Origin of the sequence: Thiocapsa imhoffii, assembly GCF_016583985.1 — a bacterium.
Taxonomy (GTDB): domain Bacteria; phylum Pseudomonadota; class Gammaproteobacteria; order Chromatiales; family Chromatiaceae; genus Thiocapsa; species Thiocapsa imhoffii.
Genome location: NZ_NRSD01000014.1, coordinates 95,807 through 121,315 on the forward strand (window position 1 = coordinate 95,807; position 25,509 = coordinate 121,315).

Below are 25,509 nucleotides of genomic sequence, written 5' to 3' on the forward strand. Positions count from 1 at the left end.
ACGCTTGAGTGTGCGCTCGTCTATTTCCAGCCAGCGCGATCCATCAGGCGAACCGCTTCGGGACCGTACTCCCCAAGGACCGAAAGTTGCACCTCATCGGCTTTGAAGGTTCCCCAAGACTGCAGGAGCGGCGTGATCTCGGCATCGACTAGGACCGGATACTCGCCGTTGACCTCGGCGTACCAGGCTTGCGACTCGGGACTGACCAGAAATTCAGCGAGTTGGGTGGCCGCGTCCTTGTTCTTCGCGGCATGCGTCATGGCGATTCCGCTCACGTTTACATGGGTGCCACGGTCGTCCTGATTCGGCCAGAAGACGCGCATCATTTCAGCCGCGGCGACTTGACTCGGATCGCCAGAGTTCAACATGCCGGCTAGGTAATAGGTGTTGGCGATGGCGATGTCGCACTGCCCGGCTGCCGCCGCGGCAATCTGATCGCGATCCCCGCCACGGGGCGGTCGCGCCATGTTGGCAACCAAGCCCCGGGCCCAGGCTTCCGTCGCTTCGACGCCGTCGGCTGCGATCATTGAGGCGACCATCGACTGGTTGTAGATATTGTCCGAGGAGCGGATACAGATTTTGCCCTGCCAAGCGGGATCGGCGAGCGCTTCGTAGGTGGACAGGCTGTCTGGATCGACCTTGCCCTCGACATAGAGGATTGGGCGTGCGCGCAAGGAGAGTCCGAACCAATGTCCTTCGGGATCTCGATAGGTTTCTGGAATCGCAGCGATCAAGACCTCGCTGGCGATGGGCTGTGTGACACCCGCCTCCTTGGCGCGATGCAGATTTCCGGCATCGACGGTGATGATGAGGTCCGCGGGTGAGTTGATCCCTTCACTCTCAAGGCGTTTGAGCAGGGTTTCCGCCTTGTCGGTCACCAGATTGACCCGGATGCCAGTTTGCTCGGTAAAGCGATCGAGCAGGGGCTTGATCAACTCCTCCTTGCGTGCCGAATAGAGATTGACCTCCTCATCCGCGGCAGCAATCACCGGTAATGCCGTCGTGATGATGGCCGTTGCCAAGGCGAGCAGGGATAAATGGGGTTTCATGTTCTTCTCAATCCTCAAAGCATGTGGGCATGACCGCTGTGTTGCGGTCGCCGTCTGGTGTGATTTTGTTGAAAAGGGCTGGATGTTCGGTTTGTCGCGAAACCGACAGATAGAGTAATGGTAACCGTTCGCATTAACAAGGGCGCGATCGCACGATCGCACGTCAAATCAATCGGAAAATTCGAATATCATGGAAAAGCCAGCTCGCCTGCGTCGGACCCTGCTTGAAACGCCGCCTGAAGACGCGACCATTCTTGGAGAGCGAACCCACGCGCCCGAGCCTTGCGACAGTCAAATCAGGTGACACAGTCGCCTCCGCGGGTGTTGCGGAGCCGATCCGCGTGCCCCCGCTGGCTCTTTCGATGCAGCGCTCCGGCGTGACGGGTTGGATGCCAGCCACATCCGGGCACAACGCGGCCTGCGACAGCACCACAAACTAGGAATGGTTTGTGCTTAAGGGCCAGGTGAGCAGGCCCCTGCGTGCGACCTCTTTCGCGTCGGCTCGGCGCGGATATTCCGCAGGGTTCCCTGCGAGGAGCCGAGGCGGAACGCTGCGCGGGTCTGGAACCGATCGCCACGCGGCATATTGAAACCGGTCAAGAAGGGCGTATAGTAATTACCCAGTAAAACGCTCAAGAAAACGGAGCCAGGAGAGATGACCTCAACCCAAGCAGTAGACGAGATTGTTCGTTCTGAGTACGAGCATGGGTTCGTCACGGAGATCGAATCCGATACGCTACCACCCGGCCTCGACGAGGGTGTCGTCCGCGCCATCTCCGCGCGCAAGGGTGAGCCCGAGTTTATGACGGAGTGGCGGCTGAAGGCCTACCGTCATTGGCTGACCATGCCGACGCCACACTGGGCCGCCGTCCATTATCCGCCGATCGACTATCAAGCGATCTCATACTTCTCCGCGCCGAAGCGCCCGGAGGACGCGCCGAAGAGCTTGGACGAAATCGATCCCGCTCTGCTCGAAACCTATGAAAAACTCGGCATCCCGATCGAAGAACAAAAGGCGCTGGCCGGAATCGCGGTCGATGCCGTCTTCGATAGTGTGTCCGTGGCGACCACCTTTCGCGAGTCGCTCGCCGAGGCTGGCGTCATCTTCTGCGCGATCTCCGAGGCCGTGCACGATCACCCCGAATTGATCCAGAAATATCTCGGCTCGGTGGTGCCACACACGGATAACTACTACGCCGGTCTCAACGCGGCTGTCTTTAGTGATGGGACCTTCGTCTATGTCCCCGAGGGGGTGCGCTGCCCGATGGAGCTCAGCACCTATTTTCGCATCAATGCGCGCAATACGGGACAGTTCGAACGCACCCTCATCATCGCCGAGCGCGGCAGCTATGTCAGCTACTTGGAAGGCTGTACCGCCCCGCAACGTGACGAGAATCAATTGCATGCAGCCGTCGTCGAACTCATCGCGATGGATGACGCCGAGATCAAATACTCGACGGTCCAGAATTGGTACCCAGGCGACGAACGCGGCCGTGGCGGAATTTACAACTTCGTGACCAAACGGGGTGATTGCCGGGGCGCGCGTTCGAAGATCTCTTGGACGCAAGTCGAGACGGGATCGGCGATCACGTGGAAATACCCGAGCTGCATCCTGCGCGGTGATGACTCGGTCGGCGAATTCTATTCGGTCGCTGTCACTAAGGGACGTCAACAGGCCGACACCGGGACCAAGATGATTCATCTCGGTCGGAATACGCGTTCGACCATTGTCTCCAAAGGCATCTCGGCGGGTGAAGGGCAGCAGACCTATCGTGGCTTGGTGCGCATTAGTCAGCGTGCCGCGGGCGCGCGCAACCACACCCAGTGCGACTCCCTGCTGATCGGGGATCGCTGCTCGGCCAATACCATCCCCTACATCGAGGTGAAACACCCGAGCGCCAATCTCGAACATGAGGCCACGACCTCGAAGATCAGCGAGGATCAACTGTTCTATTGTCGCTCGCGCGGCCTCACGGCCGAGGACGCGGTGTCGATGATCGTGAATGGCTTCTGTAAGGAAGTCTTCAACGAACTGCCCATGGAGTTCGCGGTCGAGGCCCAAAAACTTCTGAGTATCAGTCTCGAGGGCGCGGTGGGCTAGATCACCATTAGAACCCGCGGTGCTGTCCCGCGATGGGGTGCGCGTACCGGTCACGGAGACCTGCTGGAGAGGCGCCGCGGAACCAGCTCAAGCGCCATGCCATACAGGGTGTGACCCTGATGCCTTCTCGTGAAGGCCTCGCCGCGGCAGTCTCGTCCCGTCCAGCAGAGCGCGCGCAGTAGGGCGTGATCGCAGGGATCATTTCAGGAGAAACAAGATGTTATCAGTGAACGGTTTGAAGGCGAAGGTGGGTGAAACAGAGATCTTGAAAGGTCTCGACCTTGAGGTGAAGCCGGGTGAAATTCACGCCATCATGGGCCCAAATGGCTCGGGGAAAAGCACCTTCTCGCATGTGCTGTCGGGGCGTGATGGCTATGAGGTGACGGGTGGAAGCGTGCTCTTCGAGGGGCAAGATCTGCTCGACATGGAGCCGGAAGAGCGGGCGCAGGCCGGGGTGTTCCTCGCCTTCCAATATCCGGTCGAACTGCCCGGCGTGAACAACACCTACTTTTTGAAGGCGGCACTCAACAGCATCCGTAAGGCACGCGGCGAGTCCGAACTCGATGCGGTCACCTTCATGCGGCTGATCAAAGAGAAACTGAAGATCCTGCATCTCGATGATTCGCTGTTGAAGCGGGCGGTTAATTCGGGTTTCTCGGGTGGTGAGAAGAAGCGTAACGAGATCTTCCAGATGGCGCTGCTCGAGCCCAAGCTCGCGATCCTCGATGAAACCGACTCAGGGCTTGACATCGATGCCTTACGGGTGGTCGCCGATGGCGTCAATGCGTTGCGTAGTCCCGAGCGCTCGATGATCGTGGTGACGCACTATCAGCGTCTGCTCGACTACATCGAGCCCGATCATGTTCATGTGCTGGCGAAAGGCCGGATCATCCGCTCTGGTGGCAAGGAGCTTGCCCTGGAACTCGAGGAAAAGGGCTATGGCTGGGTGCTCGAGCAGGAGCAGGCGGCATGAGTGATCAGGCACCGACGGGGTTCGAGACATGGCTGGTCGCCGCCGGTAGCGCCGCTGGCGAACACGAGTGGTTGGACCGGCAGCGGCGGCACGCCGCCGAGCAGGTGCGTGAACTCGGCGTTCCGAACACGAAGCACGAGTCCTGGCGTTACACCAGCCTGAAGCGGTTACTCGAAACCGGGTTTTCACGGGTCGACGAGACCCGGGTCGACGACCTTGTCCCGGCCGGCATTGACGCCTATCTGGTGCCGGGCCTCGACAGTCATCGCATCGTCATGGTGAATGGCCACTACAGTCCACGTCTGTCCGCCCTCGGCGAATTGCCCCCAGGAGTGCGGATCGGCGCCTTGCGTGAGTTCCTAACGAGCGATCCGGATGCCCTGCGCGAGCGTCTCAACGCCGTGATCGGTCCACAACAGCCGCTGTTTTCCGCCTTGAACACAGCCGGTTCGGACGATGGTCTGGTGGTTTTACTCGAACGCGGCGCCATCCTCGAGCGGCCGATCGAACTGATCCATCTCGCTGTTGGCATGGAGGTCCCGCGGGTCGCTCAGCCGCGCCATTTGATCGCGCTCGCCGAGGGTGCCCAGGCCGCGTTGATCGAGCGCTATATCAGCCTGAACCCTGAGCTGTATTGCACCAACTCAGTGCTTGAGTTGGCGCTGGGACGGGATGCCACCCTCTACCATGATCGCATCCAGATGGAGAGTCCCCAGGCCTTCCACATCACGGGTCTCTATCTCGACCAAGCGGCCAACAGTCATTATCAGGGTGTGAACATTGGTCTCGGGGGGGCTTGGGCGCGTACCGACATCATCGCGCGCTTCAGCGGCGAACACGCGCAATGCCGTCTGCAGGGGCTCTATTTGGCCGGCGATCAACAGTTGATGGACTACCACCTCGATGTCGAGCACGCGGTCCCGAACTGCACCAGTCAAGAGAACTTCAAGGGCATCCTCTATGGCAAGGGTCGCGCCGTATTCGACGGTCGCGTCCTGGTGGCCCGGAACGCGCAACGCACCGATGCCGCCATGTCCAACAAAAACCTGATGTTGTCCGAGCATGCGGAAGTCGACACCAAGCCGCAACTCGAGATCCATGCCGACGATGTGAAGTGCAGTCACGGTACGACCGTCGGTCAAATCGATGCCGAGATGCTGTTTTATTTACGTTCGCGTGGACTGTCGGCGTCGTTGGCACGTCGGATGCTTTGTCTGGGCTTTGCGGGTGAGATCATCGAATCGATTCACCACGAGGCCGTGCGCGAGGTGGTCGCGGAACAGGTCGGCGCGCGTCTTGAGTCCGCTCCGCTGGACTAGATGGCACCCGTGGCTGGCTGCGGTGCGCAGCGATATCCCGAACGACCGGGTGGCGACAGACGCACCTATGGCGTCCATCGCAACCCGGTCCGAACACACGAGTCGAGAGGTCGAGCATGAACAGACTGGCCCGCTTCGCCGGCTTCGGTCAGCGTGAGCACAGCGAGGACGACATGGCATCCGCGGCGACTGACGCGGTTGTCGAACGGATGGACCCGGAGGAACTGCGCGAGCCCATCATCGCGGCCCTGCGTGAGGTCCATGATCCGGAGATTCCGATCAACATCTATGATTTGGGACTCATCTATCGAATCGACATCGCGCAGAGTGGCGATGTTCACGTCGACATGACCCTCACGGCGCCCGCCTGCCCGGTTGCCGGTATGATGCCGGTGATGGTGAAGGATGCGGTCAGTCGGGTCGAGGGCGTCGGCGAGGTCGATGTCGACCTGGTGTGGGATCCACCCTGGTCACAAAGCAACATGAGCGATGAGGCACGCCTGCAACTTGGGCTGCTCTGATCGGGTATGGATCAGGCTCGTAACAGCGAGAGGGGAACAAGTCGTTCGGCATCGCTCAGGCCGCCGTGAACACCGATCTGCTGATAGGGCTTCTCGAACGGCAACCACTGTCGAATCACGGTGCGACCCTTTGGTAAGAGCCAGACATCGCCGATCCGATCGTGGATGCGTGGGTGGCGCGCGCCCAGTCCGAAGTAGCCCTCCTCAAGCAGCCGTGTGCTCTCGATCAGATCAACCCGATCGGCGAGCACATCCTGACAATAGTCGATGAATCGTTGTCTCCGGCCACTGCGCAGGTAGCACAAGGCCGCACGTGGTTCGCCACACAGAGGAAGCAGGAGACTGTCCGCCAACGCGGGATGCTCGGCAAGATCGATACCGGGATCTGGGCCGGTGTCGATGTGACCGTGGTCAGCCGTGACGAGGACGAGTGTATCCGTCCCCGCAATCGCGGTTAGGAAGTCCTGTAACGCCGCCTCGATCTCCAGCAGATGCGCTCGGGCAGCGGCACTTTCGATGCCCTGCGCGTGACCAATGGTGTCGAGCGTCGGCCAGTAGAGGTAGAGATAGCAGGGGGCTCGCCGGCTACGGGGCCATCGGCGCAACCGCTTCGCGGCCCGTTGGAAGAGATCCTCGAGTCCCTTAAAACCCACCGTCTCAGCACGTCCTGAATACGCCAGATTGAAATCGGAACGGGCGATTTCCCGGGGTGCGAACAGCGTACTCGGAGTCTGGATGCGATCGGGCACTGGCGTCGTTCCACTCAAGGCCAGCGGGTCAATGCCAGCGGCACGATAACCGGCGCCACCACAGCGTGGTCGTCCGGGCAAGACCGTCATGACGGCACCCAGTTCACCAATATAGGTATGCCAGCCGGTCAGTCCGTGTCGCAGGGGTGCCTCACCGGTCAGAAAGGTTGGAATGGCCGCAGCCGTCGTCGTTGGGAAGACCGTCGTCAGGGTGGCGTGCCGCGAACGTTCGAGCAGGCCCCGCGGTGAAGAGCGCGCCAGCCAATCCGCGCCCAGGCCGTCGATGACGAATAACACCAGATTCGTCGTCTGCTCCAGGGCTCGCGGTGGCAGCGTCGACAGGCCGGGGGCGTCGCTATGCCCCCCGCGAGCCTGAATGAGGCTGCTCATCAGGTTGAGGATGCTGCCACCGAGATAGTCCGGCCGCGGCCAGGGCGGATGCGCTTGCGCCATGTGATTCAGGATGAGGACTCAGCGGTGAATAGGGTACGGGCGATCAACCGGGGTCTGCCCGGGGGAGCCGCCCGGGCAGTCGCCTGCCAACCCCTCGACACGACACGCGATGAACAGAGCTCAGAGTCCATCAGGATCGCGCATTGGCTCCAGGCCGGCCATTCCAGCCCTGGGCGTGGCCCGCGTTGCGATGTCCGCTGCGAGACCCCTGCCTCCTCACCACAGCAGCACCAGGATCAGAATGCCCAACAGAACCCGATAGATCACAAAGGGTAGCATGCTGACGCGCTCGATGAATTTCAGGAAGTAATGAATGGCCAGGTAGGCGAACACGAATGAGAGCGCGGCGCCGAGCGAAAGCGAGAACCAGTCGATGGGTTCGCTGGCTTTCATGAGGTCGAGCGTCTCGATCCCGCCCGCCATCAGAATCGTTGGAATGGCCAGCAGAAAGGAGAAGCGGGACGCCGCCTTGCGGGTCAGGCCGAGGAGGAGGCCGGCGGTGATGGTGATGCCCGAGCGCGAGGTGCCGGGGATGATGGCAATGGCCTGCATGAGACCAATCACGACCGCATCCCGCCAGTCGATGCTGAACTCGTCGCGCGTCCGTTTGCCGCGCGCGTCCCCCCACCAGAGCAGAAGCCCGAACCCGATGCTGGTGGCGGCGATCACCCATGCCGCGAGCGTCGGGTCATCGCGCAGGAACTCGAGCACGAGTTTCAGAGGCAGTCCGAGCACAACCAGCGGGAGCGTCGCGATAACGATCATCCAGCCCAGGCGCGCGTTGGGATCCGCGATCGAGCGGGTGCGCAATGACCCGAACACCGCGAGCGTCATGGTGACGAGCTCGCGGCGAAAATACAGCATGACGGCGCCGAGCGCGCCGAGATGGACCGCAACATCGAAGGCCAGGCTCTGTAACTCGTATCCAAAGAGCAGCGGCGTGAGGATGAGATGACCCGAACTCGAGATCGGCAGGAATTCGGTAATGCCCTGAACAAACGAGAGCAATAGGATCTGCAGCGTATCCATTTAGGAGGCCTCCTGAGGTCAAAGCGCCCCATTGTAACCACTTGCCTCGCAAGATGGTTCCGCTCGGTGCCTTCTTGTGGTTCCGCGGCGGGTGACTCAGGGTCCTTCGAACAGACACCATTGACTCGGATCTGGGAGCCATTGGCGCGCCACCGCGGCGATATAACCAGCCTGCGGCACCCAATGTGCGATCGCGGGCGATGCGGTGGCCTGAGTCCGCGCGCGAAAGAGCCCACGACCGTCGCATTTGACGTCGGCCTCCAATGCCGTCCAAGCGCGGTAGAAGAGCTGCAGACGCTGTGGTTCGGTCGCTTGCGCGATGGCGTCACAGACCTCCCTGGTGAACATGCGCGCGGCGATGGCCGCGAGATGGGTCCGTGGTCGGATGCGTTCGCAGTCCAGCCCGACCTCGGCCGCGACGCCCTGTCCGGCTGAGATGGCGAGCAAGGCAAGATCCTCGGTGGTTGTGAGATTGAAGGCGAGGGCAGGCCAGGCGAGGCCCAATCCCGGCTTGCCGGTGGGGGCCAATGTGATCGGGATGCGTGCCGGTGGCCGCTCGAGATAGCGCGCGAGGATCAGCCTGAGTCCGGACTGCACACGCAGATACCGGGCCCGCTGGGTGTCATCGAGGATCCGCTCGGCGCGTGCTCGCTCGGTAGCGCCTAGCACCGCGAGACAGCGCAACGGGTCATGGTGCTCGTCCTGCGTTGGGATGCGCCACAGATGGAGGTCACCGGGACGGATCGGGGGGCGGGAAGGTGGCTTGCGCCAGCGGGGCGTCTCGATGACTGATTGCACGGGTTGCGACCTGACCGTATGCGATCCGTTTTGACCAACGTCACGATCTTCTTATAATCTGCCGCCTCGTACCACCGGGGTTGTGACTGAACCGGGTTCGTCGCGAAGATTGGATGCGGTTGGGCATGCTCAGTGGCCGTGCTCAGTGGCCGTGCTCGTGGTTGGCTCTTCACCGCGCTCCGAGCGATTCCGACTGCAAGTGGGCAAAGCCAATGATCCCATCGGTGGCCAACGCAACGGGGCTCACCCATTTGACGAACCGCTTCACCTCCAGCGCTGATCAGGCGGCCCAAACCCCGCGGCAGAGCTCTCTGGAGGCCTGTCTCGAAGCCGTCTGTCAGAAGGGCTGCCGCGCGGTCCGGCGTGATATCGCGGCGCTGGAGGCCGGGGCGCAACTGCCCGAGGCAGCGCTCCTCACCCAGGAAGAGCGGCGTGTGCTCCTGCACGAACTGAAGCAGATCATGGCGGTGTACGGCGACTCCTGTCGCGTCGAGCCTTCCTGACTGTGCCTGCTCCGCACCCGTGCTCGGGTCCTGATGCAAGATCACGGCGCCGACGCTGGTGCCGGTCCCGATGTTCGGCGATCCATCAACGCAACGGAATCGATGCTGCATGATCAGTCTGATCCATACGCTCAGCCAGGAACTCGCCGCGCGCCCCGAGCAGGTCGACGCCGCGATCCGGCTCCTCGACGAAGGCGCCACGGTGCCTTTCATCGCGCGCTACCGCAAGGAGGCGACGGGTGGGCTCGATGACGTCCAGTTACGTCTTCTCGAGGAGCGGCTCGCCTATCTCCGCGCCTTGCAAGAACGCCGCGACAGGATCCTGAAAAGCCTCGTCGAGCAGGACAAGCTCACGCCGGAGCTTGACGAGGCGATCCTGGCCGCGACGACCAAGCAGCGGCTCGAAGACCTGTATCTCCCCCACAAACCGAAGCGTCGGACCAAGGCTCAGATGGCTCGCGAGGCCGGCCTCGAGCCGCTGGCCGATGCCTTGCTTGGTGATCCGAGTCTGGCCCCGGACGAGCGCGCCGGTCAGTACCTGAATCCAGTCCTGGGTGTAGAGAGCCCGGCCGCGGCGTTGGAGGGCGCGCGCCAGATCCTGATGGAGCGTTTCGCCGAGGATGCCGTCTTGAGCGGGCGGCTCCGTGAGCAACTCTGGGGCGCGGCCATCCTCGTCTCCACGCTGGTGCCCGGCAAGGAGCACGAGGGGGCGAAATTCACCGATTATTTCGCCTATCAGGAGCCGCTCGCGCGGATTCCGTCACATCGAGCCCTCGCGCTCTTTCGTGGTCGCAACCAGGGCATCTTGCAACTCGAGCTGCTCACGGGCGAGGGTGAGGATCCGGACGCCAGTTATCGCGGGGCCATCGCGGAGTGCTTCGGGATTCGCCAAGCAGGTCGGCCGGGCGATGACTGGCTGCTCGAGACGGTCCGCAAGGCATGGCGGATCAAGCTGCTGACCCGTCTTGAGCTCGAACTGAAGGGCCGTTTGTTCGAGCTGGCCGAGGAGGAGGCCATTCGAGTCTTTGGCTTGAATCTCAAGGCGCTCTTGCTCGCCGCCCCGGCCGGACGCCTGCCGACCATGGGGCTGGATCCAGGTCTGCGCACTGGCGTGAAGGTCGCGGTGGTGGATGGAACGGGTCGGGTGGTGGTGACCGAAACCATCTATCCCCATGCGCCACGCAATCAGTGGGATGTCGCGCTGGACCGGCTCGCCACGCTGGCCCGGGTCCATGACGTCAAGCTCGTCAGCATCGGCAATGGGACCGCCTCGCGCGAAACCGACCGGTTGGTTCGCGCCCTAATCCAGCAGCATTCTGATCTAAAGCTGCGTGCCCTGGTGGTCAGCGAGGCCGGGGCCTCGGTCTACTCGGCATCCGAATTCGCCTCGAAGGAACTGCCCGAGCTGGATGTCTCCTTGCGTGGGGCGGTCTCCATCGCACGCCGGTTACAGGACCCTCTCGCCGAGTTGGTGAAGATCGAGCCGAAGGCGATCGGAGTCGGTCAGTATCAGCACGATGTCAATCAATCCCGCTTAGCGCGCACCCTCGAGGCGGTGGTCGAGGATTGCGTGAATGCCGTCGGCGTCGACCTCAACACCGCCTCGGTGCCACTCTTGACGCAAGTTTCAGGGCTGAATCGAAATTTGGCCGAGCAGATCGTCCACTTTCGCGAGGCCCATGGCCCCTTTCCCAACCGCAAGCGTCTGATGGCCGTTCCGCGTTTCGGCGAGAAGGCCTTTCAGCAAAGCGCCGGCTTTCTGCGTGTGCGCGACGGTGACGAACCGCTTGATGCCTCGGCGGTGCACCCCGAGGCCTATCCGCTGGTGCGACGGATCTTGGACGAGGTCGCACGCCCGATCACGGCGTTGATCGGTGACCGCGCAACCTTGCGTCAACTCGACCCAGCCCGCTTCGCCACGGAGACCTTCGGTGTGCCGACCGTCAGGGATATTTTGAACGAACTCGAAAAGCCAGGCCGAGACCCGCGCCCAGAATTCAAAACCGCGCGGCTGCAGGATGGGGTCGAGACGATCGCCGATCTGTCGCCGGGTATGATCCTGGAGGGCACCGTTACGAATGTCACCAATTTTGGTGCCTTCGTCGATATTGGGGTCCATCAGGACGGACTTGTCCACATTTCCGCGCTGACGGATCGGTTCGTGAAGGACCCCCATGCCGTGGTCAAGTCAGGCGATCTGGTCAAGGTCAAGGTGCTATCGGTGGACGAGTTGCGCAAACGCATCGCTCTGAGCATGCGTCTCGGCGATGATGCCGAGCGGCGCGCGGCTGGCGCGGCTGGCGCGGACTCCCCTCGAACGCCTGCCGCGGAGGCCGCAAGGCGTGGCTCCCCCGATCGTGCACACCACCAGGCAGGGCCCGGACGGCGGTCGGGCCGCGCGGCCGAGCAGGCGGCCCGGACCTCAACAGCCGCGACTGGGGGCGCCATGGCCGATGCCTTCGCGAAGGCGAAGCAGCGTTGATGGGGAGCGAGGCGGCCGGCCAGGGGCCTCGTTCGCCGCGGGGGGCTCCGCGCGCAAGCAGAGTACGGATCAGCCGAGTCCCCGTCTCTATCGTGCCGCATCCATCATCCACGGTCAGGGCTGTTTCGCCAAGGTCTCGTTCGAGCCTGGTGAGCTGATCGGAGTTTACGAAGGCCCAGAGGTCTGCGCAGACGGCCCCCATGTGCTCTGGATCTACGACGCGGATGCGGGTGTCCTGCGAGGTCGCGATGGCCGCAACCTGCTGCGTTGGCTCAATCACAGCGAGGAGCCCAATGCTGAATTCGATGGTTTCACGCTCTATGCGCTGCGGCGCATCGGCGCCGATGAAGAGATCACCATCGATTACTCCGGCGTGTGAGGGGCGTTTGCTTTCCATTCGGCCACCCCGATATCGACGGATCTGACCCTTACCCGCGAGACATCGTGAAGCGCCTCATCAAGTTTTTGCTCCCCATTCTAATCTTGGCGGTCGGCTTCGGTGGCTTCCAGTATCTGAAGCGGACCAAACCCGAACGCCCCGTTGCCGAGTTCAGCGAGCGGGTGTGGCGCGTGGAAGCCGAGACGCTGCAGCCGCGCCGGCTCGCGCCGAGCCTCGAACTCTTTGGGCGGGTCGAGACCCCCGATCTGCTCCGCGCCGCCGCGTCGGCCCCGGCTCGGGTCGCGCGTGTGCTGGTGCGTGACGGCGATCGTGTGGAAGCTGGGCAACTCCTGGTCGAACTCGACCCCCGTGATTTCAGTTTCCGACTGGCCCAAGCGCAGGCGCAGATCGATGATCTCGATGCGCAGCTCGAAAGTGAGCGCCAACGCCAAGCGTCCGATCAGGCCGCGCTCGAGCAGGAGCAAAAGCTCCTGGCCTTGGCCGCGGATGCGGTCGAGCGGGCCACCCAGTTGACACGCCAACGCGTTGGCTCCCAGACCGAACTGGACATCGCCGAGCAGGAATTGGCCCGTCAGTCGCTCGCCGTGAGCAATCGCAAGATGAGTCTTGCTGATTTCCCGGCGCGCGAACGGGCACTGCGGGCCAGACTCGATAGCGCCAAGGCGCGTTTCGAGGAGATCGTCCTAGAACTCGAGCGGGGACGTGTGACCGCGCCCTATGACGCGATCATCGCGAGCGTGTCGGTGACCCCGGGGGATCAAGTTCGCAAGGACGATGTCCTCCTCACCCTCTACGCGATCGACGGCCTGGAGATCCGCGCGCGAATCCCGGCGCCCTTCCAGGACGAATTGACCGCGGCGCTGCGCGCGGAGGAAACCCTGCCCGCGCAGGCCCTCATCGGCGATCGCACCCTGATGCTCGAGCTCACACGCCTGGCCGGCGAGGCGAGTGCCAGTGGGATCGATGGCTTCTTCCGTATCATCGACGATCCCGCCAGTCTCCGGGCCGGGCAGATGCTGTCGTTGCGGCTGCAGCGGCTGGCGCATGACGAGGTGGTGCCGGCGCCCTTTGGCGCGGTCTATGGCGGCGACCGCGTCTATCTGCTGGTTGATGGGCGGATGCAAGGCGTACCGGTGCGCAGCCTCGGCAGTTGGTTCACGGAGACGGGCGAGGAGCGCCTGCTGGTGCGCGCGCCCGAGCTGTCAGCCGGTGATCAATTGATCGTGACCCATATGCCCAACGCGATCGATGGGCTGCGGGTGGAGGCCGTTCAATGAAGGATGGCGAGACAAGGGGGCGGCAGCCGGTCAAGGGGCATCAAAACGATCTCATTGGTCTGTTCGCACATCATAAGGTTGCAGCCAACCTCTTGATGATGATCATGATCCTCAGCGGGATCTTTGCGCTGGATCGGCTGAACGTGCAGTTCTTCCCCACCTTCGATCTTGACATCGTGACCGTGCGGGTGGTGTGGACCGGGGCGAGCGCGGAGGATGTCGAGGAGGGGATCACCAATCCGCTCGAACAGCGCCTGCGCTCGGTCGACGGTCTGCGCAAGATGACCTCGACATCGACTCAAGGCATTGCCTCGATCACGCTCGAATTCAGTGAAGGCATCGATCCGCTGCTTGCGCTCGATCAGGTGCGCCGGTTAGTCGATGATTTTCGCAATTTTCCCCAGGACGCGGAGAAGCCCGAAGTCGCCTTGGTTATCCGCCACGAGTCGGTTGCGCGATTGGTGCTGACCGGACTCGACCGTCCCGACGAATTGCGCGGATTGGCGCGACGGTTCGAATCCGAGTTGCTCGAACGGGGGATCGATAAGGTCGAGATTCGTGGTTTGCCCGCCGAGGAGATCAGTATCCAGGTCGATCAGGCGCGTCTTGAACAACTTGGGTTTGGCTTGTCACGGATCGGCGAGCAGGTCGCGGCCTTCAGTCGTGATCTTCCGGCGGGCGCGATCGGTCGCGGCGAAGCGACCCGCGAGCTACGCAGCCTCGACCGGAGTCGCGACGTGATCGAGTTCGCGCAGCTCCCCCTGAAGATCGAGGAAACGCTCAACCTACAACTCGGCGATATCGCCGTGATCGAGCGGGTGCCCCGTGATGGCGCGGTGCGCATCTCGATCGAAGGCCGCCCCGCGGTGGAATTGATCCTGCAACGCGCGGAGCGAGGCAACTCGCTTGCGGCGGCGCGGGTTCTCGACGAGTGGCTGGCCGAGACGCGCCCATTGCTTCCCCCGGGGGTGGAGCTTCTGGTCTACGATGCCTCCTGGGAGCTGATCCGTGATCGCATCATGCTCTTGGTGACCAATGGTCTGACCGGTCTCATCCTGGTGGTCGGGATCCTCTTTCTCTTCCTCAGCGGACGTGTTGCCTTCTGGGTGGCCTGGGGGATTCCGGTGTCGTTCCTGGCGACGCTCTTCATCCTCTACCTCGCCGGTGGCAGCATCAACATGATGAGTCTGTTCGCGCTCATCATGGCACTCGGGATCATCGTCGACGATGCCATCGTGGTGGGCGAGGATGCCATGGCGCATCATCAGATGGGCGAGGATCCGCTCTTGGCCGCGGAGGGTGGGGTGCGGCGGATGTTGGCGCCGGTGGTGGCCTCTTCCCTGACCACGATCGCCGCCTTCCTGCCGCTGATGCTCGTTGGCGGTGTCATCGGGAATATCTTGAGCGTCATTCCGTTCGTCATCATCGCGGTGATCCTGGCGGCCCTGCTCGAAAGCATGTTAGTCCTGCCCGGACATCTGCGCAGCGCCTTCATCCACTCCCACAAGGTCCAGCCGCGGTCCTTGCGTGGTCGGCTCGATCGCGGCTTCGATTATCTCCGAGACCAGCTCTTTCGCCCGCTGGTGACCCTGGCCGTTCATCATCGCTTCGCGACCATCGCCGCGGCGATCTCGGCTCTGGTCATCGCGCTGGGCTTGGTCGCTGGCGGGCGCTTGGGCTTCGTGTTCTTCCCTACCCCGGAAGGACAGATCATCTCGGCCAATGCAACCTTCGTTGCCGGGACTCCGCGGGCTCAGGTCGATGCCTTGCTTGAACATCTCGACGACACTTTGAGAGAGACCGAGGCGTCGTTCGACCAGGGGAAATTGGTCAATCTGGCGCTGGCCCTGCATGGTGCAAGGGCCGAGGGCAGTGGTTCGGGTGCCGATCAACTCGGCGCCTTGCAAGTAGAACTGATCGCTCCAGACGCACGCGATGTGCGCAACGAAGACTTCATCCGGGCGTGGCGCGAGCGTGTCGTGCTGCCCGCCGGGCTCGAGGGCTTCACGATCGCATCCCGCCGCGCCGGTCCTCCCGGACGTGATCTGAACGTTCGCCTCTTCGGTGGCGATGCCGAAACCCTGAAGGAGGCCGCCCTTGATGTGACGGAGGTGCTCAAGGGACTCCCCGGTGTGTCCGCGGTCGAGGACGACATGGCATTCGGACGTGAGCAGATCATCTATTCGCTGACGCCCGCGGGTAAGGCCCTGGGGCTGACAGTCGCTGAACTGGGTCAGCAATTACGCACGGCCTTCGACGGACAGTTGGTGCAGATCTTTCAAGATGGGGCCGATGAGGTCGAGGTCCGCGTGAAGCTGCCGCGTGAGGAGCGCGAGCGGCTGGGGAGCCTCGATCGTCTCAATGTGCGGATCGCGGATGGATCCTCCGTCCCCCTGACCACGGTAGCGCACTGGCGGACACAGCGGGGCTTCGAGATCCTGCGCCATGCCGAAGGGAAACTCGCGGTCGAGGTCTCAGCGGACGTCGACTCGGATGTGAACAATGCCGGAGCCATCATCGAGGGTCTGATCGAAGCGACCCTGCCCGAATTGGAGGCGAAGTACGGGATCAGCTATTCCTTCGAGGGGCGTTCGGCCGATCAGCGCGAGACCTTCAGTGACATGCGCAAGGGTTTGATCTTGGGATTGATCCTGATCTACATCATCCTCGCGTGGGTCTTCTCATCCTACGGTTGGCCGCTGGTGGTGATGGCGGCCATCCCGTTCGGTCTGACTGGCGCCCTCTTCGGCCACTGGTTGATCGGGATCGATGTGACCATCCTCTCCTTGTTCGGGATGTTCGGTCTCTCCGGGATCGTCATCAACGACTCAATCATCCTGGTTAAGTTCTACCAGGAATTACTCGATCAAGGCATGGCGAACCAGGACGCGCTGATCGAGGCCTCTTGCCAGCGCTTGCGCGCCGTCCTGCTGACGTCCTTGACGACCATCGCGGGCTTGACCCCGCTCTTGTTCGAGCAGTCCGTGCAGGCCCAGTTTTTGATTCCCATGGCGACCTCGATCGCCTTTGGGCTCGCCTTCGCGACCCTGCTGATTCTCTTCGTCATTCCCGCGATGCTGTCGATCCACGATAGCCTACATGCGCGATTCGCGCGGCTGTGGCGGGCTGAACCGGCTCGGGCCTGATCCCTTCTCGATCAGGTCCTGGGTGGCGCGGATCCGCCAGCAAGGCTTCAAATAGAGCTTTGATCCGCCCTCTGCTCCGGGTGTGCGACGGGTTCCGAGGCATGATGGTCGGCCGATGCACGCGCGGCCGAGCGGATCCCTGGAGTGGGCGGAAGCTGACGCAACGCATGCTGGGATCCAGCGAAGAGATCTCGATTGAGAATTCGGATGGCATCAAGCCAGGCCGTCGAGTTGCGGCACGCCTCCGTCTGCGCCGCTGTCCGTTCATCCAGCGCTTGGGGATCGCGGCAGGCGGTCACCGTGGCGCCATCACTGATGAAGTGCATCCCGGGCAACGGGCGAATGGCGAGGCGGTGATCCGCTGATGGCGCCGTCCAGGACATGATCGAGGGCCGATCGTCGCCAAGGACTTGCAGCAACAACCCCGGCAATGCGTAGAAGGGGAGTTCACCGACATCCAGGACCCCACGACGACCATCGATCAACACGATCGGCGTTGCGACCAGCGTCCGAAACATCTCGTCGGTGAATTCGGATCGATTCGGTGCGAGCAAGCCGGACTCGCGATGCCCGCCGAAATTGGGGCCGAGCGCGGGTAAATGATCACCGAACAAGACGATCACCGCGTCCGGATCAAGGGTTCGGAGCTCACGCAGGAAGTCCATGAGTTCGCGAGATTTGTAGTACATGGTGTTGGCGAATGCCGCGACCGTTTCATGACCTTCGGCAGCGGTGATGACAGGCGGACGCTGGTCGTTCAGCGGGTAGGGGAGGTGGCCGAAGTAGGTCAGCACATAATTGAAGATCGGTGTCGGGCCTTGTAGCTCGGGGCCGATTCGGTCGAGGATCTGGCGATAGAGCGATGAATCGCTTAAGAAATTACGATTCATGTCGTCACGTTCGAAATCAGCATCCGACCAATAGAGGTCGAACCCGACGCGATGATAGGCGTTGACACGATTCCAGAACGACGCTGCATTCGGATGCGAGGCGATGGAGCGATAACCGATCTCGCCGAGATGTCGGGGCAAACAGGGGACATCACGGCGCAGTCCTCCTTCGAAGAAGACATGGTCCCGTTCCACCGGGAAGCCACACAGAATTTCAAACTCGGTGTTGGCCGTGTAACCGCCGAAGACCGGGGCCAGTCCGTGGGAGTGACCCGCGGCAGCCCACAGCGCACGAAACTCCGGGTCAAATGGATCCGCGGAGAGTTCCGACGCGGTCAGCTGCATTGGATCCCAAAAGGATTCTAGGACAATCATATGGAGATTGCGCTTGGGGCGATCGGTTGCGGCCACCTTCACCAAGGGTGTGATGGGGGCGGTCCCGAGTTGCTCGAGCGCTGCGGTGACCTGCCGGGCGCTGGGCGCGGATTCACGACGCGCCCGACTGCGAACCCCTTCTTGCAAGAGGTGCAGGGGCAGCCCGCGATGATCGTAATTGCCGCGCTGATTCCACACCGAATGACCAAAATTTTGGTCGAGCTCGAGACGCACGGGTTCTGGAAAGGCGAGCAGCAGCCCCACTAGGGTGCCGATCAGGCCAAAGGTCATCCAGGTCGTAGGACGACGCCACGCGATCATCCACCAAAGCAAGAGCGCGGGGATGGCGACCATCAGTGCTGCTCCGACCCATTGCCAGCCGTCGAGCAGCATGAACATGTTCCTGGCGGCGATGAAATCGTCGGGCATCAGCGGGCCGCCTAGGATCGCGATCTTCAGCGCATTGCCGAAGGTCAAGGCGCTGAACAGGGCGGTCGTGGCCAGGAGGAAGCGTGGCAGCGAGGCGGCGATGGCATAGAGTGCCGCGCCGAGCAGCAGATGCGCGATCAGATCACGTTGGAAGGCCACGGGTGCGAGTTTCACACCGAGGAAGACGTCGATGGCGGCCTGGGCGACCAAGTACCAAACCACGACGAAAGCGAGGGCCGCGGCCCAGCCGAGCGCACGCCGCATGGCGGGATGTTCGAGAATTCGTTTCATGGATAACCGAGCGAAGTGGACTTCGCGGAAGTATGCTGTGGGGGATGACCGGCGTCGACATGAGACGGTCATCGTATCGACTCGATATTGTAATCTTTAATTTAGTCCTTGACCAGGGCAGGGAATTGTGTAGGAGCAAAGCGGGGACAGCGGGGGGCGGGGCGGCGCCTTGCCAAAGGGTCTCGCGTTGCGCTGCTTGTGCGGGAGGTTGTCGCGGTTGGATGACCCTGTTGGGGGCGCCGAAGCTCTGCAGAGTCCCGGTCAGTTCGGACCCACAGGTGATCGAGGACAGGATGGTGCCCCCGTAGCCCGGAGGGCCATCGTCGGTGTTTCGTGTTCCAGTGGTCGAGGTCTGAACTCGGGCGATTGAGCTGAGCTCAGTTAGGATGAGGGTTTGGTCAGTGAACGAGCGATCTGGCCGTGACGAGTCCCGATAGGAGTGACCATGAGGACGGCCGCGGGTACTGTTGTCGGGCCAAATTCAGATGCCGATCCCCCGTTCTGTGCGACACAATGCCCCTGATCATGTGGCAAGGATCTCGCCTTGATCGACCGCTCAGCGCGGACGTGGCCACGCGATCCACCATTGCCAGGTGCCTGCCACCGGCGTGATGGCCCAATCCGATGCCAGTGCGTCGCGCAGTGCTTGACTCGGTGCGAGCAGCAGCAGGACGTCGAACTCGCCAGGCTGTACGAAGTCCGTCGCGTGCGCATGATCCCAGGCCCAGATCCGTGTCCGTGCGTCCAGATGATAGGCCAAGGAGATCATCTCACCGGTCGTGACGCCGCTCTGGGAGACGATCACCAAGGGATGCTGTGTGGTCTCGATCAGGCGTGCGACCGCGCTGTTATGTGCACTAAAATGTTTATTCCACCAGCTCTCGGCGGCCAGGATGCGCGCCTGCGATAGGCCACCGAGCAGCACCAGAAGCAGCAGTGCCAGCCAGGCCCACCGCCTCCGACGGTCCCCACGTTGGATCCCCGTGCCGAGGACCCAGGCCAGCATCAATTGCATGGCCATCACGGCTGGTAATCCATAGCGGACATGCTGTGAGCGACTCCCTCCGAACAGCAGATCGGGGCCCAGGACGATGCCCAGATAGCCAACGGCGATCAGAACCAGGAGCCACATCTCTGGGCGCGGTGCGCGCAGGACATAAACGAGGACCGCGAGCCCCACGAGGAACGCGATGAGGACGAGATCCGGAGTGAGCGCTGGCGTCGGGTCCAGATCCAAGATCGACCGGCCAAGATGGCCGACCCAGGAGCCGAGATTGGATGAGGCGCCCACCGCGCGCTCCATCCAGGCGGTATGGTTCGCCGCCGCGCCAAACTGCGACACGAGCACCAGTAGCCAGGGAGTAAACAAGAGCATCGCGCTCGCCACGCTGACGAGCCAAGGTCGCCAGGTTGCAGCGGGTCCGCCTCGCCCTCCACCCTCCGCTGAGCGGCTGAACAGCCAAAGGTAGACGGCATGAAGCGGGATCATGAGCCCGAACAAGAGGTGGCTGTAGAGTCCGATCGTCATGCAGGCCCCATAGAACCACCAGTCGCTGGCGCGGCCACGCGCCAGCGCGCGCTGCAACACAGCGCTCGACACCAGGATCATGAGCGTCCAGAGGGCGTACTGGCGGGCCTCTTGGGCATAGAGCAGGTGCAATGGCGAGACGGCCAGGATGGTCGCGGCCACCCAGGGAATCGGGCCACGCCCAAACAGCAGGCGCATCAAGGCGAAGGCGGCGAGTGGCAGCAGCATACCGAAGACAGCCGAGGTCCCCCGGACTGCTGTCACCGGGTCGAGTGGCAAGCTCGTGGCGGCTGCGCGGGCGAGCAGATAGTAAAGCGGGGCATGCTCCGGATGCGCGGCGAGGGCGCGCAAACTGTCCCCCCAACCGAGGGATGCCGCAGGATGCTGAACGGCGAGGACTTGCTCCGCAGTGAAGAGGTTGCCACTGAAGAGCGTTCCCAAGGCCTCTGCGGGGTGGCCAAAGATCCGGATCAGGGTGAAGACCTCGTCATGCCAAACGATCGGATCGGCAAGCCCGTTGAGGCGGAGTGCCGTAATGAGTGCGAGGCCAAGCAAAACGATCACGGGCGCGAGTCGCCGCATCCGAACCTGGGACAGGCGCTCGACGATGCCGTTCATCAGCGGGTTTGACCCAGCGGTGGGTGCACTAGCCGCTCCACGGAAGAATCAATCAAGGTTTCAGCCTTGTCCAGGCGGTGTTCCTGGGGTTGCGCGCAGATCAATGGGCAAGGTTCTGGTCGCAACCGCGCCCGGTGACTCATGATGCGTCACCCATTGGTGGGTGACCGCCATCTCGTGTCGCCCGCATCCTGGCCGGTCTCGGCCGGCGGGGCCAAGACAGCGTCAGGTTCAGATGCATCAACGCTCGTCGAGCAGGGTGAGTTAGCCCCCGAACAGGCGTTTGGCGCGCTCGAGCAAATCGTCGATCTCGCGTTCTGCCGCGGCCCAGTCCTCCACTTCGTGTCCAGGTGTAAAGCCCCGCTTCTCGGCGCGATAGTAGGCCGCTTCGTGCACCATATGGAGTCGCTCTTCCGCGGACACATTCGAGAGCGAACGCAGCGTGATGGTCTGAGCCTGGGTCACCGGTTCGGATGCGGTGGCGGTCTTCCTGGGTTTTGCAGCGGGGGTTGCTTGCTTCGTCGTGCGTGATGTCGCTTTCGCGGCGCCCGCGATGCCCGTTGCCGTCCTAGACTTGAGTGGCGCGGCTTTGCTGGGTACGGCCGGGGCCTTGCGCGCCGGGCTCGTTTTGGTCGCGGTGGGGGATTTCGCTGGCACGGATGGTTTGGCCGCGACCTTTTTCGGGACCGTCGTGGTTTTGGTCGCCGCCTTTTTGGTGGGTGTGGCGGCTTTGGGCGCCGTCTTTTTGGTTACGATGGTTTTCTCGTCGGCCATGTCGCTCGCTCGCCTCACGGAGTCTGATGTGATCGATTCGTCTCGTTCGAGAGCTCCAGATCTGATGCCCTCTTGGCTGACGCAACCATTGCAGGCAGCCGTCATGTCGCTGAACGATGAGGTTCGGACATCCGGATGCAGAGGACCTCTTATCCCAGATTCTGAGGATACACCTGGACGGTGAAACTATACCCGAAGCATGACCGGGATTGCCCATCATTCCGAGCGGAGCGCCGGCGCGAGATCCTCTCGCGCGGCTCGTTTCGCTGGGGCGATGCCGGCCAGCAGGGCGGCTCCCCAAGCCAAGAGCAGACCGGAGATTAGGGGCCAGGCTGGAATGGACATCTCCATCGTCCAACCGAACGAGCGTAGGTTGACGACCTCGATCAAGAGCTGCGCCATGACGATCCCTAACGGAATTGCGATCAGACCGGCTACGAGACCGACGATCGAGGTCTGCGTCAGGATCAGACTCGCGAGTTCGCCCGGAGTCATCCCGGTCGCGCGCAGCACGGCATGTTCCCGGCGGCGCTCCAGTTCGAGTGCCATGAGTGCGCTGAGCACGCCGATGAAGGCGACGGCGACGGCAAGTAATCGCAACACCTGTGTGATGGCAAAGGTGCGATCAAAGACCGCTAGGGACTCGACTCTGATTTGTTCGTTGAAGCTGGTTTGAATCGGGACATCGAACTGTTCGGTGATGGAGCGAACTTCAGCGAACACCCGGTTCTGGTCTGCATCCTCTTGAACCCGGATGCCGAGTGAAGAAATCGCTAGATCGTCCCAGAGTTCGATATAGCGGGTCCGGGCCATCGCGAGGAGTCCCGCGTCCGATCCATAATCGCGGAAGATGCCGCCGATCTCGAGCTGCTGCCACCCCCGCGCGGTGAAGAACTCAATGTGATCACCCACGTTGACCCGCTGATGATAGGCATAGGGCTCGGAGGCGAGGATCAGTTCACCGGCCTCGAAGCGGGACCAGAGATCGGTGGCGGTTCCGTGACGGAGGGCAAAGCCGCGCGCCGTGACCGAAGACGGGCTCACGCCGATGAGCCAGACGTCGCCAGCGCGTGTTTCGACCCGCGTGGTGCGGGCCAGGCTCAGTTCCGCGATCCCGTCGAGCGCACGTAAGCGCTCGGCGAGGGCGGCGGGCAGTTCGCCGTCGGCGCGATTGCCAGTCTCTGAGGTCGCGGCGACATAGAGATCGCTTTGCAGGGTCCCATCAAGCCAAACGATCAGGCTGTTGCGAAAGCTGTCGATCATAACGCCGACACCGATCGTGGAGGAGATCGCCACGGTGAGTGCCGCGGCCGCGATTCCCGTGCGCGTGATGGATGAGGCGACGCCGCGTGCGGCCAGCACGGCCGCGAGGGGGCCATGCACCGCGGCCGCGCGGGCGAGGAGACCGGCGAACAGGCGCAGCAGGATGGGCACACAGAGGCTGACCCCAAGGATCAAGGTTAGGATCGCGACGAAACCGAGACCGAGCGAGCGGCTGGGGATCTGCGCCAGTCCCCAGCCGCTCGCCGCCAAGAGAATCCCGAGCACGCCGAGCCAACGCACCCACTGTTGTCCACGCCGCTCCAGACTGTGCTCGCGCAGGAGGTCGCGCGGCTGCGCGCCCGCGGCCTCCAGCGCGGGGCCGAGCGCGGCCAGGATGGTCACGAGCAGACCAACGCCAACGGCCTTGACAATCGACAGCGGAGCAATGATGAGTTCGCGAACGGTCAGTGCGAAATAGAGATCATTGATGGTGCGGGTCACCAATTGCACCAATCCCCAACCCGTCAGGATGCCCATGGCGAGTCCCAGTGCCGATCCGATGCATGCGAATAGCATGGCCTCGGACATGATCAGCCTGAAGAGTTGCGCCCGGGTCGCGCCAAGGGTGCGCAATGAGCCAAACAGTTGCCGCCGCTGCACGACCGCGAAGGTCATGGTGTTGTAGATGATGAAGCCGCCGACTAGGACGGCTAACAGGCTCATGGCCGTGAGGTTCGTTTGAAAGGCGCGGGTCATCTGACGCAGACTCTCGCTGCGTTGTGCCGCGGCGACCAAGCGCAGATCTTGCGGTAGTCGTTCAGCGAGGGTTGCGGCCGCCGTGGGAGTCAGCGTCAGATCGATACGATCGATCACCGCGGGGCGTGCGGTGATTTCCTGGACCGTGGCGATGTCGGCGATCGCGAAGCCGGCGAGCCCGCCGGGTTGGTTGGCACTGATGGCGCCGATGACCCGCACCTCTTGTGTCTGATCACCATGCTGCAGTGACAGTGGTGTGTCGAGTGCGATACCGAGACGCTCCAGGTCCTGCGCGTTCAACAGCAGTGTCCGGGATTCATGGAGTAACCGGGTCAGATCCCCGCCGGTGACCTCGACGCTAGGTCCGGCGAACCGCGGCAGGGACAACAGATCGACTCCCAGCAGTTGAAAGGTTCCGCCCGCGATGCGCACGCTCGCTTCGATTACGGGGGAACCGGTGCGTAGGGCCGCGGCAACCGTGTGATCCGGATGGCGCCGCAGTTCAACGTAGCGCGCGTCCGCGATCTGGCCGGATGCGGATTCGATCTGATGGGTGGTGCGCCCGACCACCGTCTCGAGGGAGAGATCGAACGCACGCAGTGCGCTGGTGTTGGCGATCTCCACGGCAATCACCACCGCGACGCCGAGGGCGATGCCGAGAATCGAGAGCGCGGACTGCCAGCGATGCCGTGACAGATATCCGATGCTGGCACGCAGTAAGACGGGCATCACCAGGCGAGGCTCCGGTCGGCCGCGACCAGTCTGCCGTGCTCCAGCGTGAGGACGCGATCGGCAATCGCCGAGACCGTGAGACTGTGCGTGACCAGAATCAGGGTTTGGCGCCGACCGGCAAAGAGCGCGGACAAGAGCTCCAGGATCTGTTCTCCGGTCTCGACGTCGAGGTTGCCGGTCGGCTCATCGGCAAGCACCAGGGCCGGCTCGTGGATTAAGGCGCGGCCGATGGCAACGCGCTGCTGCTCACCTCCCGAGAGCTGATCTGGGAAGGCCTCGGCGCGGCGCTCGAGCCCCAGCTGCTCCAACAGGGCATGAATCCGCGGCAAACCTCGGCGCAGGGTTGTGCCGTTGAGTTCGAGCGGCAGGGCCAGGTTTTCCGTGACCGACAAGGTCGGGATGAGATTGAAGAACTGGTAGATGAAACCGATCTGCCGGCGTCTGAGCAGGGTCAGGGCGGGTTCACCGAGTCGCCGGAGCGGTTGTCCCATGACCTCGACGGAGCCCTGATCCGGGCGATCGATTCCGGCGAGCAGATTCAACAGGGTCGACTTGCCCGATCCACTGCGTCCGAGTAGAGCGACACACTCACCCTGCGCGACGTCGAAACTGACGCCTTCCAGAACCCGATGCTCACTTTTGCCATCGCCCTCGGGGTAAACTTTGTGGACATCATGAACCCTGAGCGCCGGTGTTCCAGGCACCATTGATGCCTCCTGTCGCGGGTTCATACGAGCCATCGCACCAGATAATAGAGGCGTTGACCCTCGGAGGAACTCGAGGGTCCGTAAACGATGGCCGCGCGGAGATGACGGGCTGGATCCGCGGCGGCGCGCGCCTGTTCTTCGTCGGCAACAATGGTGACGCAGCCTTCGGCGAAGCGGCCACGATCGGTCCGTTTGGCTTGCACGAGCGCGACCTGCCGCGCGAGTGATGTCGAATCCGTATCGACGAGAATGTTGGGCATACAGTTCAATATCCGGTCAGGTGAATCCCACGCGGCCTCGATCGCTCGGCCAGTGTTGCCGCGTTGGGGTCGGGGCGGAGCGGGGC

At 62.7% G+C, this 25,509-nt stretch carries 19 protein-coding genes; 9 read left to right on the forward strand and 10 right to left on the reverse strand.

What is annotated here, in order from left to right; translation table 11 throughout:
- Nucleotides 1–20: 20 nt before the first annotated feature.
- Complete coding sequence (locus CKO25_RS13640; RefSeq protein WP_200388490.1) at nt 21–1,049, reverse strand: Fe(3+) ABC transporter substrate-binding protein; 1,029 nt, start codon at nt 1,047–1,049, stop codon at nt 21–23.
- A 655-nt stretch (nt 1,050–1,704) separates the two neighbouring features.
- Here CKO25_RS13640 and sufB point away from each other — a divergent pair.
- From sufB to CKO25_RS13660, 4 genes are all read left to right on the forward strand, one after another.
- Nucleotides 1,705–3,150, forward strand: coding sequence for a Fe-S cluster assembly protein SufB (gene sufB, locus CKO25_RS13645; protein ID WP_200388491.1), 1,446 nt, complete (start codon nt 1,705–1,707; stop codon nt 3,148–3,150).
- 217 nt (nt 3,151–3,367) lie between these two features.
- Nucleotides 3,368–4,123 (forward strand): Fe-S cluster assembly ATPase SufC, encoded by a 756-nt coding sequence (sufC, locus tag CKO25_RS13650; RefSeq protein ID WP_200388492.1) that lies wholly within the window; start codon nt 3,368–3,370, stop codon nt 4,121–4,123.
- On the forward strand, nt 4,120–5,442 hold the full coding sequence (gene sufD / locus CKO25_RS13655) for a Fe-S cluster assembly protein SufD (protein WP_200388493.1): 1,323 nt from the start codon (nt 4,120–4,122) through the stop codon (nt 5,440–5,442). The genes sufC and sufD overlap by 4 nt, the downstream gene beginning before the upstream one ends.
- Nucleotides 5,443–5,558: 116 nt before the next feature.
- Nucleotides 5,559–5,963, forward strand: coding sequence for an SUF system Fe-S cluster assembly protein (locus CKO25_RS13660; RefSeq protein WP_200388494.1), 405 nt, complete (start codon nt 5,559–5,561; stop codon nt 5,961–5,963).
- Between the two features lie 11 nt (nt 5,964–5,974).
- Here the strand turns inward: CKO25_RS13660 and CKO25_RS13665 are convergent, their stop codons facing one another.
- The 3 genes from CKO25_RS13665 to CKO25_RS21815 all read right to left on the reverse strand — a co-directional run bounded on the left by CKO25_RS13665 (nt 5,975) and on the right by CKO25_RS21815 (nt 8,992).
- A complete protein-coding gene (locus CKO25_RS13665; protein WP_200388495.1) occupies nt 5,975–7,165 on the reverse strand; it encodes an alkaline phosphatase family protein in 1,191 nt (396 codons plus the stop codon).
- A 216-nt stretch (nt 7,166–7,381) separates the two neighbouring features.
- Nucleotides 7,382–8,194: an undecaprenyl-diphosphate phosphatase gene (locus tag CKO25_RS13670; RefSeq protein WP_200388496.1), complete on the reverse strand. Its 813-nt coding sequence runs from the start codon at nt 8,192–8,194 to the stop codon at nt 7,382–7,384.
- Nucleotides 8,195–8,290: 96 nt separating this feature from the next.
- Nucleotides 8,291–8,992, reverse strand: a complete 702-nt coding sequence (locus CKO25_RS21815; protein WP_338115137.1) for a 4'-phosphopantetheinyl transferase family protein — start codon at nt 8,990–8,992, stop codon at nt 8,291–8,293.
- 224 nt (nt 8,993–9,216) lie between these two features.
- Between CKO25_RS21815 and CKO25_RS13680 the strand changes: the two genes are divergently transcribed.
- From CKO25_RS13680 to CKO25_RS13700, 5 genes are all read left to right on the forward strand, one after another.
- A complete protein-coding gene (locus CKO25_RS13680; RefSeq protein WP_338115138.1) occupies nt 9,217–9,495 on the forward strand; it encodes a hypothetical protein in 279 nt (92 codons plus the stop codon).
- A 109-nt stretch (nt 9,496–9,604) separates the two neighbouring features.
- On the forward strand, nt 9,605–11,977 hold the full coding sequence (locus CKO25_RS13685; protein WP_200388497.1) for a Tex family protein: 2,373 nt from the start codon (nt 9,605–9,607) through the stop codon (nt 11,975–11,977).
- Complete coding sequence (locus CKO25_RS13690) at nt 11,949–12,356, forward strand: SET domain-containing protein (RefSeq protein ID WP_200388498.1); 408 nt, start codon at nt 11,949–11,951, stop codon at nt 12,354–12,356. Before CKO25_RS13685 ends, CKO25_RS13690 begins: the two co-directional genes overlap by 29 nt.
- Before the next feature lie 65 nt (nt 12,357–12,421).
- The gene (locus tag CKO25_RS13695; protein WP_200388499.1) at nt 12,422–13,654 is read left to right on the forward strand and encodes an efflux RND transporter periplasmic adaptor subunit; all 1,233 of its coding nucleotides are present in this window, start codon (nt 12,422–12,424) and stop codon (nt 13,652–13,654) included.
- Nucleotides 13,651–16,800, forward strand: coding sequence for an efflux RND transporter permease subunit (locus CKO25_RS13700; RefSeq protein ID WP_200388500.1), 3,150 nt, complete (start codon nt 13,651–13,653; stop codon nt 16,798–16,800). Before CKO25_RS13695 ends, CKO25_RS13700 begins: the two co-directional genes overlap by 4 nt.
- Nucleotides 16,801–16,847: 47 nt before the next feature.
- Here the strand turns inward: CKO25_RS13700 and CKO25_RS13705 are convergent, their stop codons facing one another.
- The 6 genes from CKO25_RS13705 to CKO25_RS13730 all read right to left on the reverse strand — a co-directional run.
- Complete coding sequence (locus tag CKO25_RS13705) at nt 16,848–18,785, reverse strand: LTA synthase family protein (RefSeq protein ID WP_200388501.1); 1,938 nt, start codon at nt 18,783–18,785, stop codon at nt 16,848–16,850.
- A gap of 556 nt (nt 18,786–19,341) precedes the next feature.
- Complete coding sequence (locus tag CKO25_RS13710; protein ID WP_200388502.1) at nt 19,342–20,931, reverse strand: glycosyltransferase family 39 protein; 1,590 nt, start codon at nt 20,929–20,931, stop codon at nt 19,342–19,344.
- A 264-nt stretch (nt 20,932–21,195) separates the two neighbouring features.
- Nucleotides 21,196–21,705: a DUF2934 domain-containing protein gene (locus CKO25_RS13715; protein WP_200388503.1), complete on the reverse strand. Its 510-nt coding sequence runs from the start codon at nt 21,703–21,705 to the stop codon at nt 21,196–21,198.
- A 216-nt stretch (nt 21,706–21,921) separates the two neighbouring features.
- Nucleotides 21,922–24,453 (reverse strand): FtsX-like permease family protein, encoded by a 2,532-nt coding sequence (locus CKO25_RS13720; protein ID WP_242467615.1) that lies wholly within the window; start codon nt 24,451–24,453, stop codon nt 21,922–21,924.
- Complete coding sequence (locus tag CKO25_RS13725) at nt 24,453–25,163, reverse strand: ABC transporter ATP-binding protein (protein ID WP_200388505.1); 711 nt, start codon at nt 25,161–25,163, stop codon at nt 24,453–24,455. Before CKO25_RS13725 ends, CKO25_RS13720 begins: the two co-directional genes overlap by 1 nt.
- A 20-nt stretch (nt 25,164–25,183) precedes the next feature.
- Nucleotides 25,184–25,509 (reverse strand): hypothetical protein (locus tag CKO25_RS13730; RefSeq protein WP_242467607.1); only part of this gene is annotated, 326 nt, incomplete at its 5' end.

What these genes read in the sequence shown, in the direction of transcription:
- CKO25_RS13670 (WP_200388496.1), bottom strand. Translation starts at nt 8,194, where the DNA reads ATGGATACGCTGCAGATCCTATTGCTCTCGTTTGTTCAGGGCATTACC.
- CKO25_RS13660 (WP_200388494.1), top strand. Translation starts at nt 5,559, where the DNA reads ATGAACAGACTGGCCCGCTTCGCCGGCTTCGGTCAGCGTGAGCACAGC.
- CKO25_RS13665 (WP_200388495.1), bottom strand. Translation starts at nt 7,165, where the DNA reads ATGGCGCAAGCGCATCCGCCCTGGCCGCGGCCGGACTATCTCGGTGGC.
- CKO25_RS13715 (WP_200388503.1), bottom strand. Translation starts at nt 21,705, where the DNA reads ATGGCCGACGAGAAAACCATCGTAACCAAAAAGACGGCGCCCAAAGCC.
- CKO25_RS13710 (WP_200388502.1), bottom strand. Translation starts at nt 20,931, where the DNA reads ATGAACGGCATCGTCGAGCGCCTGTCCCAGGTTCGGATGCGGCGACTC.
- CKO25_RS13720 (WP_242467615.1), bottom strand. Translation starts at nt 24,453, where the DNA reads ATGCCCGTCTTACTGCGTGCCAGCATCGGATATCTGTCACGGCATCGC.
- CKO25_RS13685 (WP_200388497.1), top strand. Translation starts at nt 9,605, where the DNA reads ATGATCAGTCTGATCCATACGCTCAGCCAGGAACTCGCCGCGCGCCCC.
- CKO25_RS13725 (WP_200388505.1), bottom strand. Translation starts at nt 25,163, where the DNA reads ATGGTGCCTGGAACACCGGCGCTCAGGGTTCATGATGTCCACAAAGTT.
- sufB (WP_200388491.1), top strand. Translation starts at nt 1,705, where the DNA reads ATGACCTCAACCCAAGCAGTAGACGAGATTGTTCGTTCTGAGTACGAG.
- CKO25_RS13690 (WP_200388498.1), top strand. Translation starts at nt 11,949, where the DNA reads ATGCCTTCGCGAAGGCGAAGCAGCGTTGATGGGGAGCGAGGCGGCCGG.
- CKO25_RS13640 (WP_200388490.1), bottom strand. Translation starts at nt 1,049, where the DNA reads ATGAAACCCCATTTATCCCTGCTCGCCTTGGCAACGGCCATCATCACG.
- CKO25_RS13705 (WP_200388501.1), bottom strand. Translation starts at nt 18,785, where the DNA reads ATGAAACGAATTCTCGAACATCCCGCCATGCGGCGTGCGCTCGGCTGG.
- sufD (WP_200388493.1), top strand. Translation starts at nt 4,120, where the DNA reads ATGAGTGATCAGGCACCGACGGGGTTCGAGACATGGCTGGTCGCCGCC.
- CKO25_RS13700 (WP_200388500.1), top strand. Translation starts at nt 13,651, where the DNA reads ATGAAGGATGGCGAGACAAGGGGGCGGCAGCCGGTCAAGGGGCATCAA.
- sufC (WP_200388492.1), top strand. Translation starts at nt 3,368, where the DNA reads ATGTTATCAGTGAACGGTTTGAAGGCGAAGGTGGGTGAAACAGAGATC.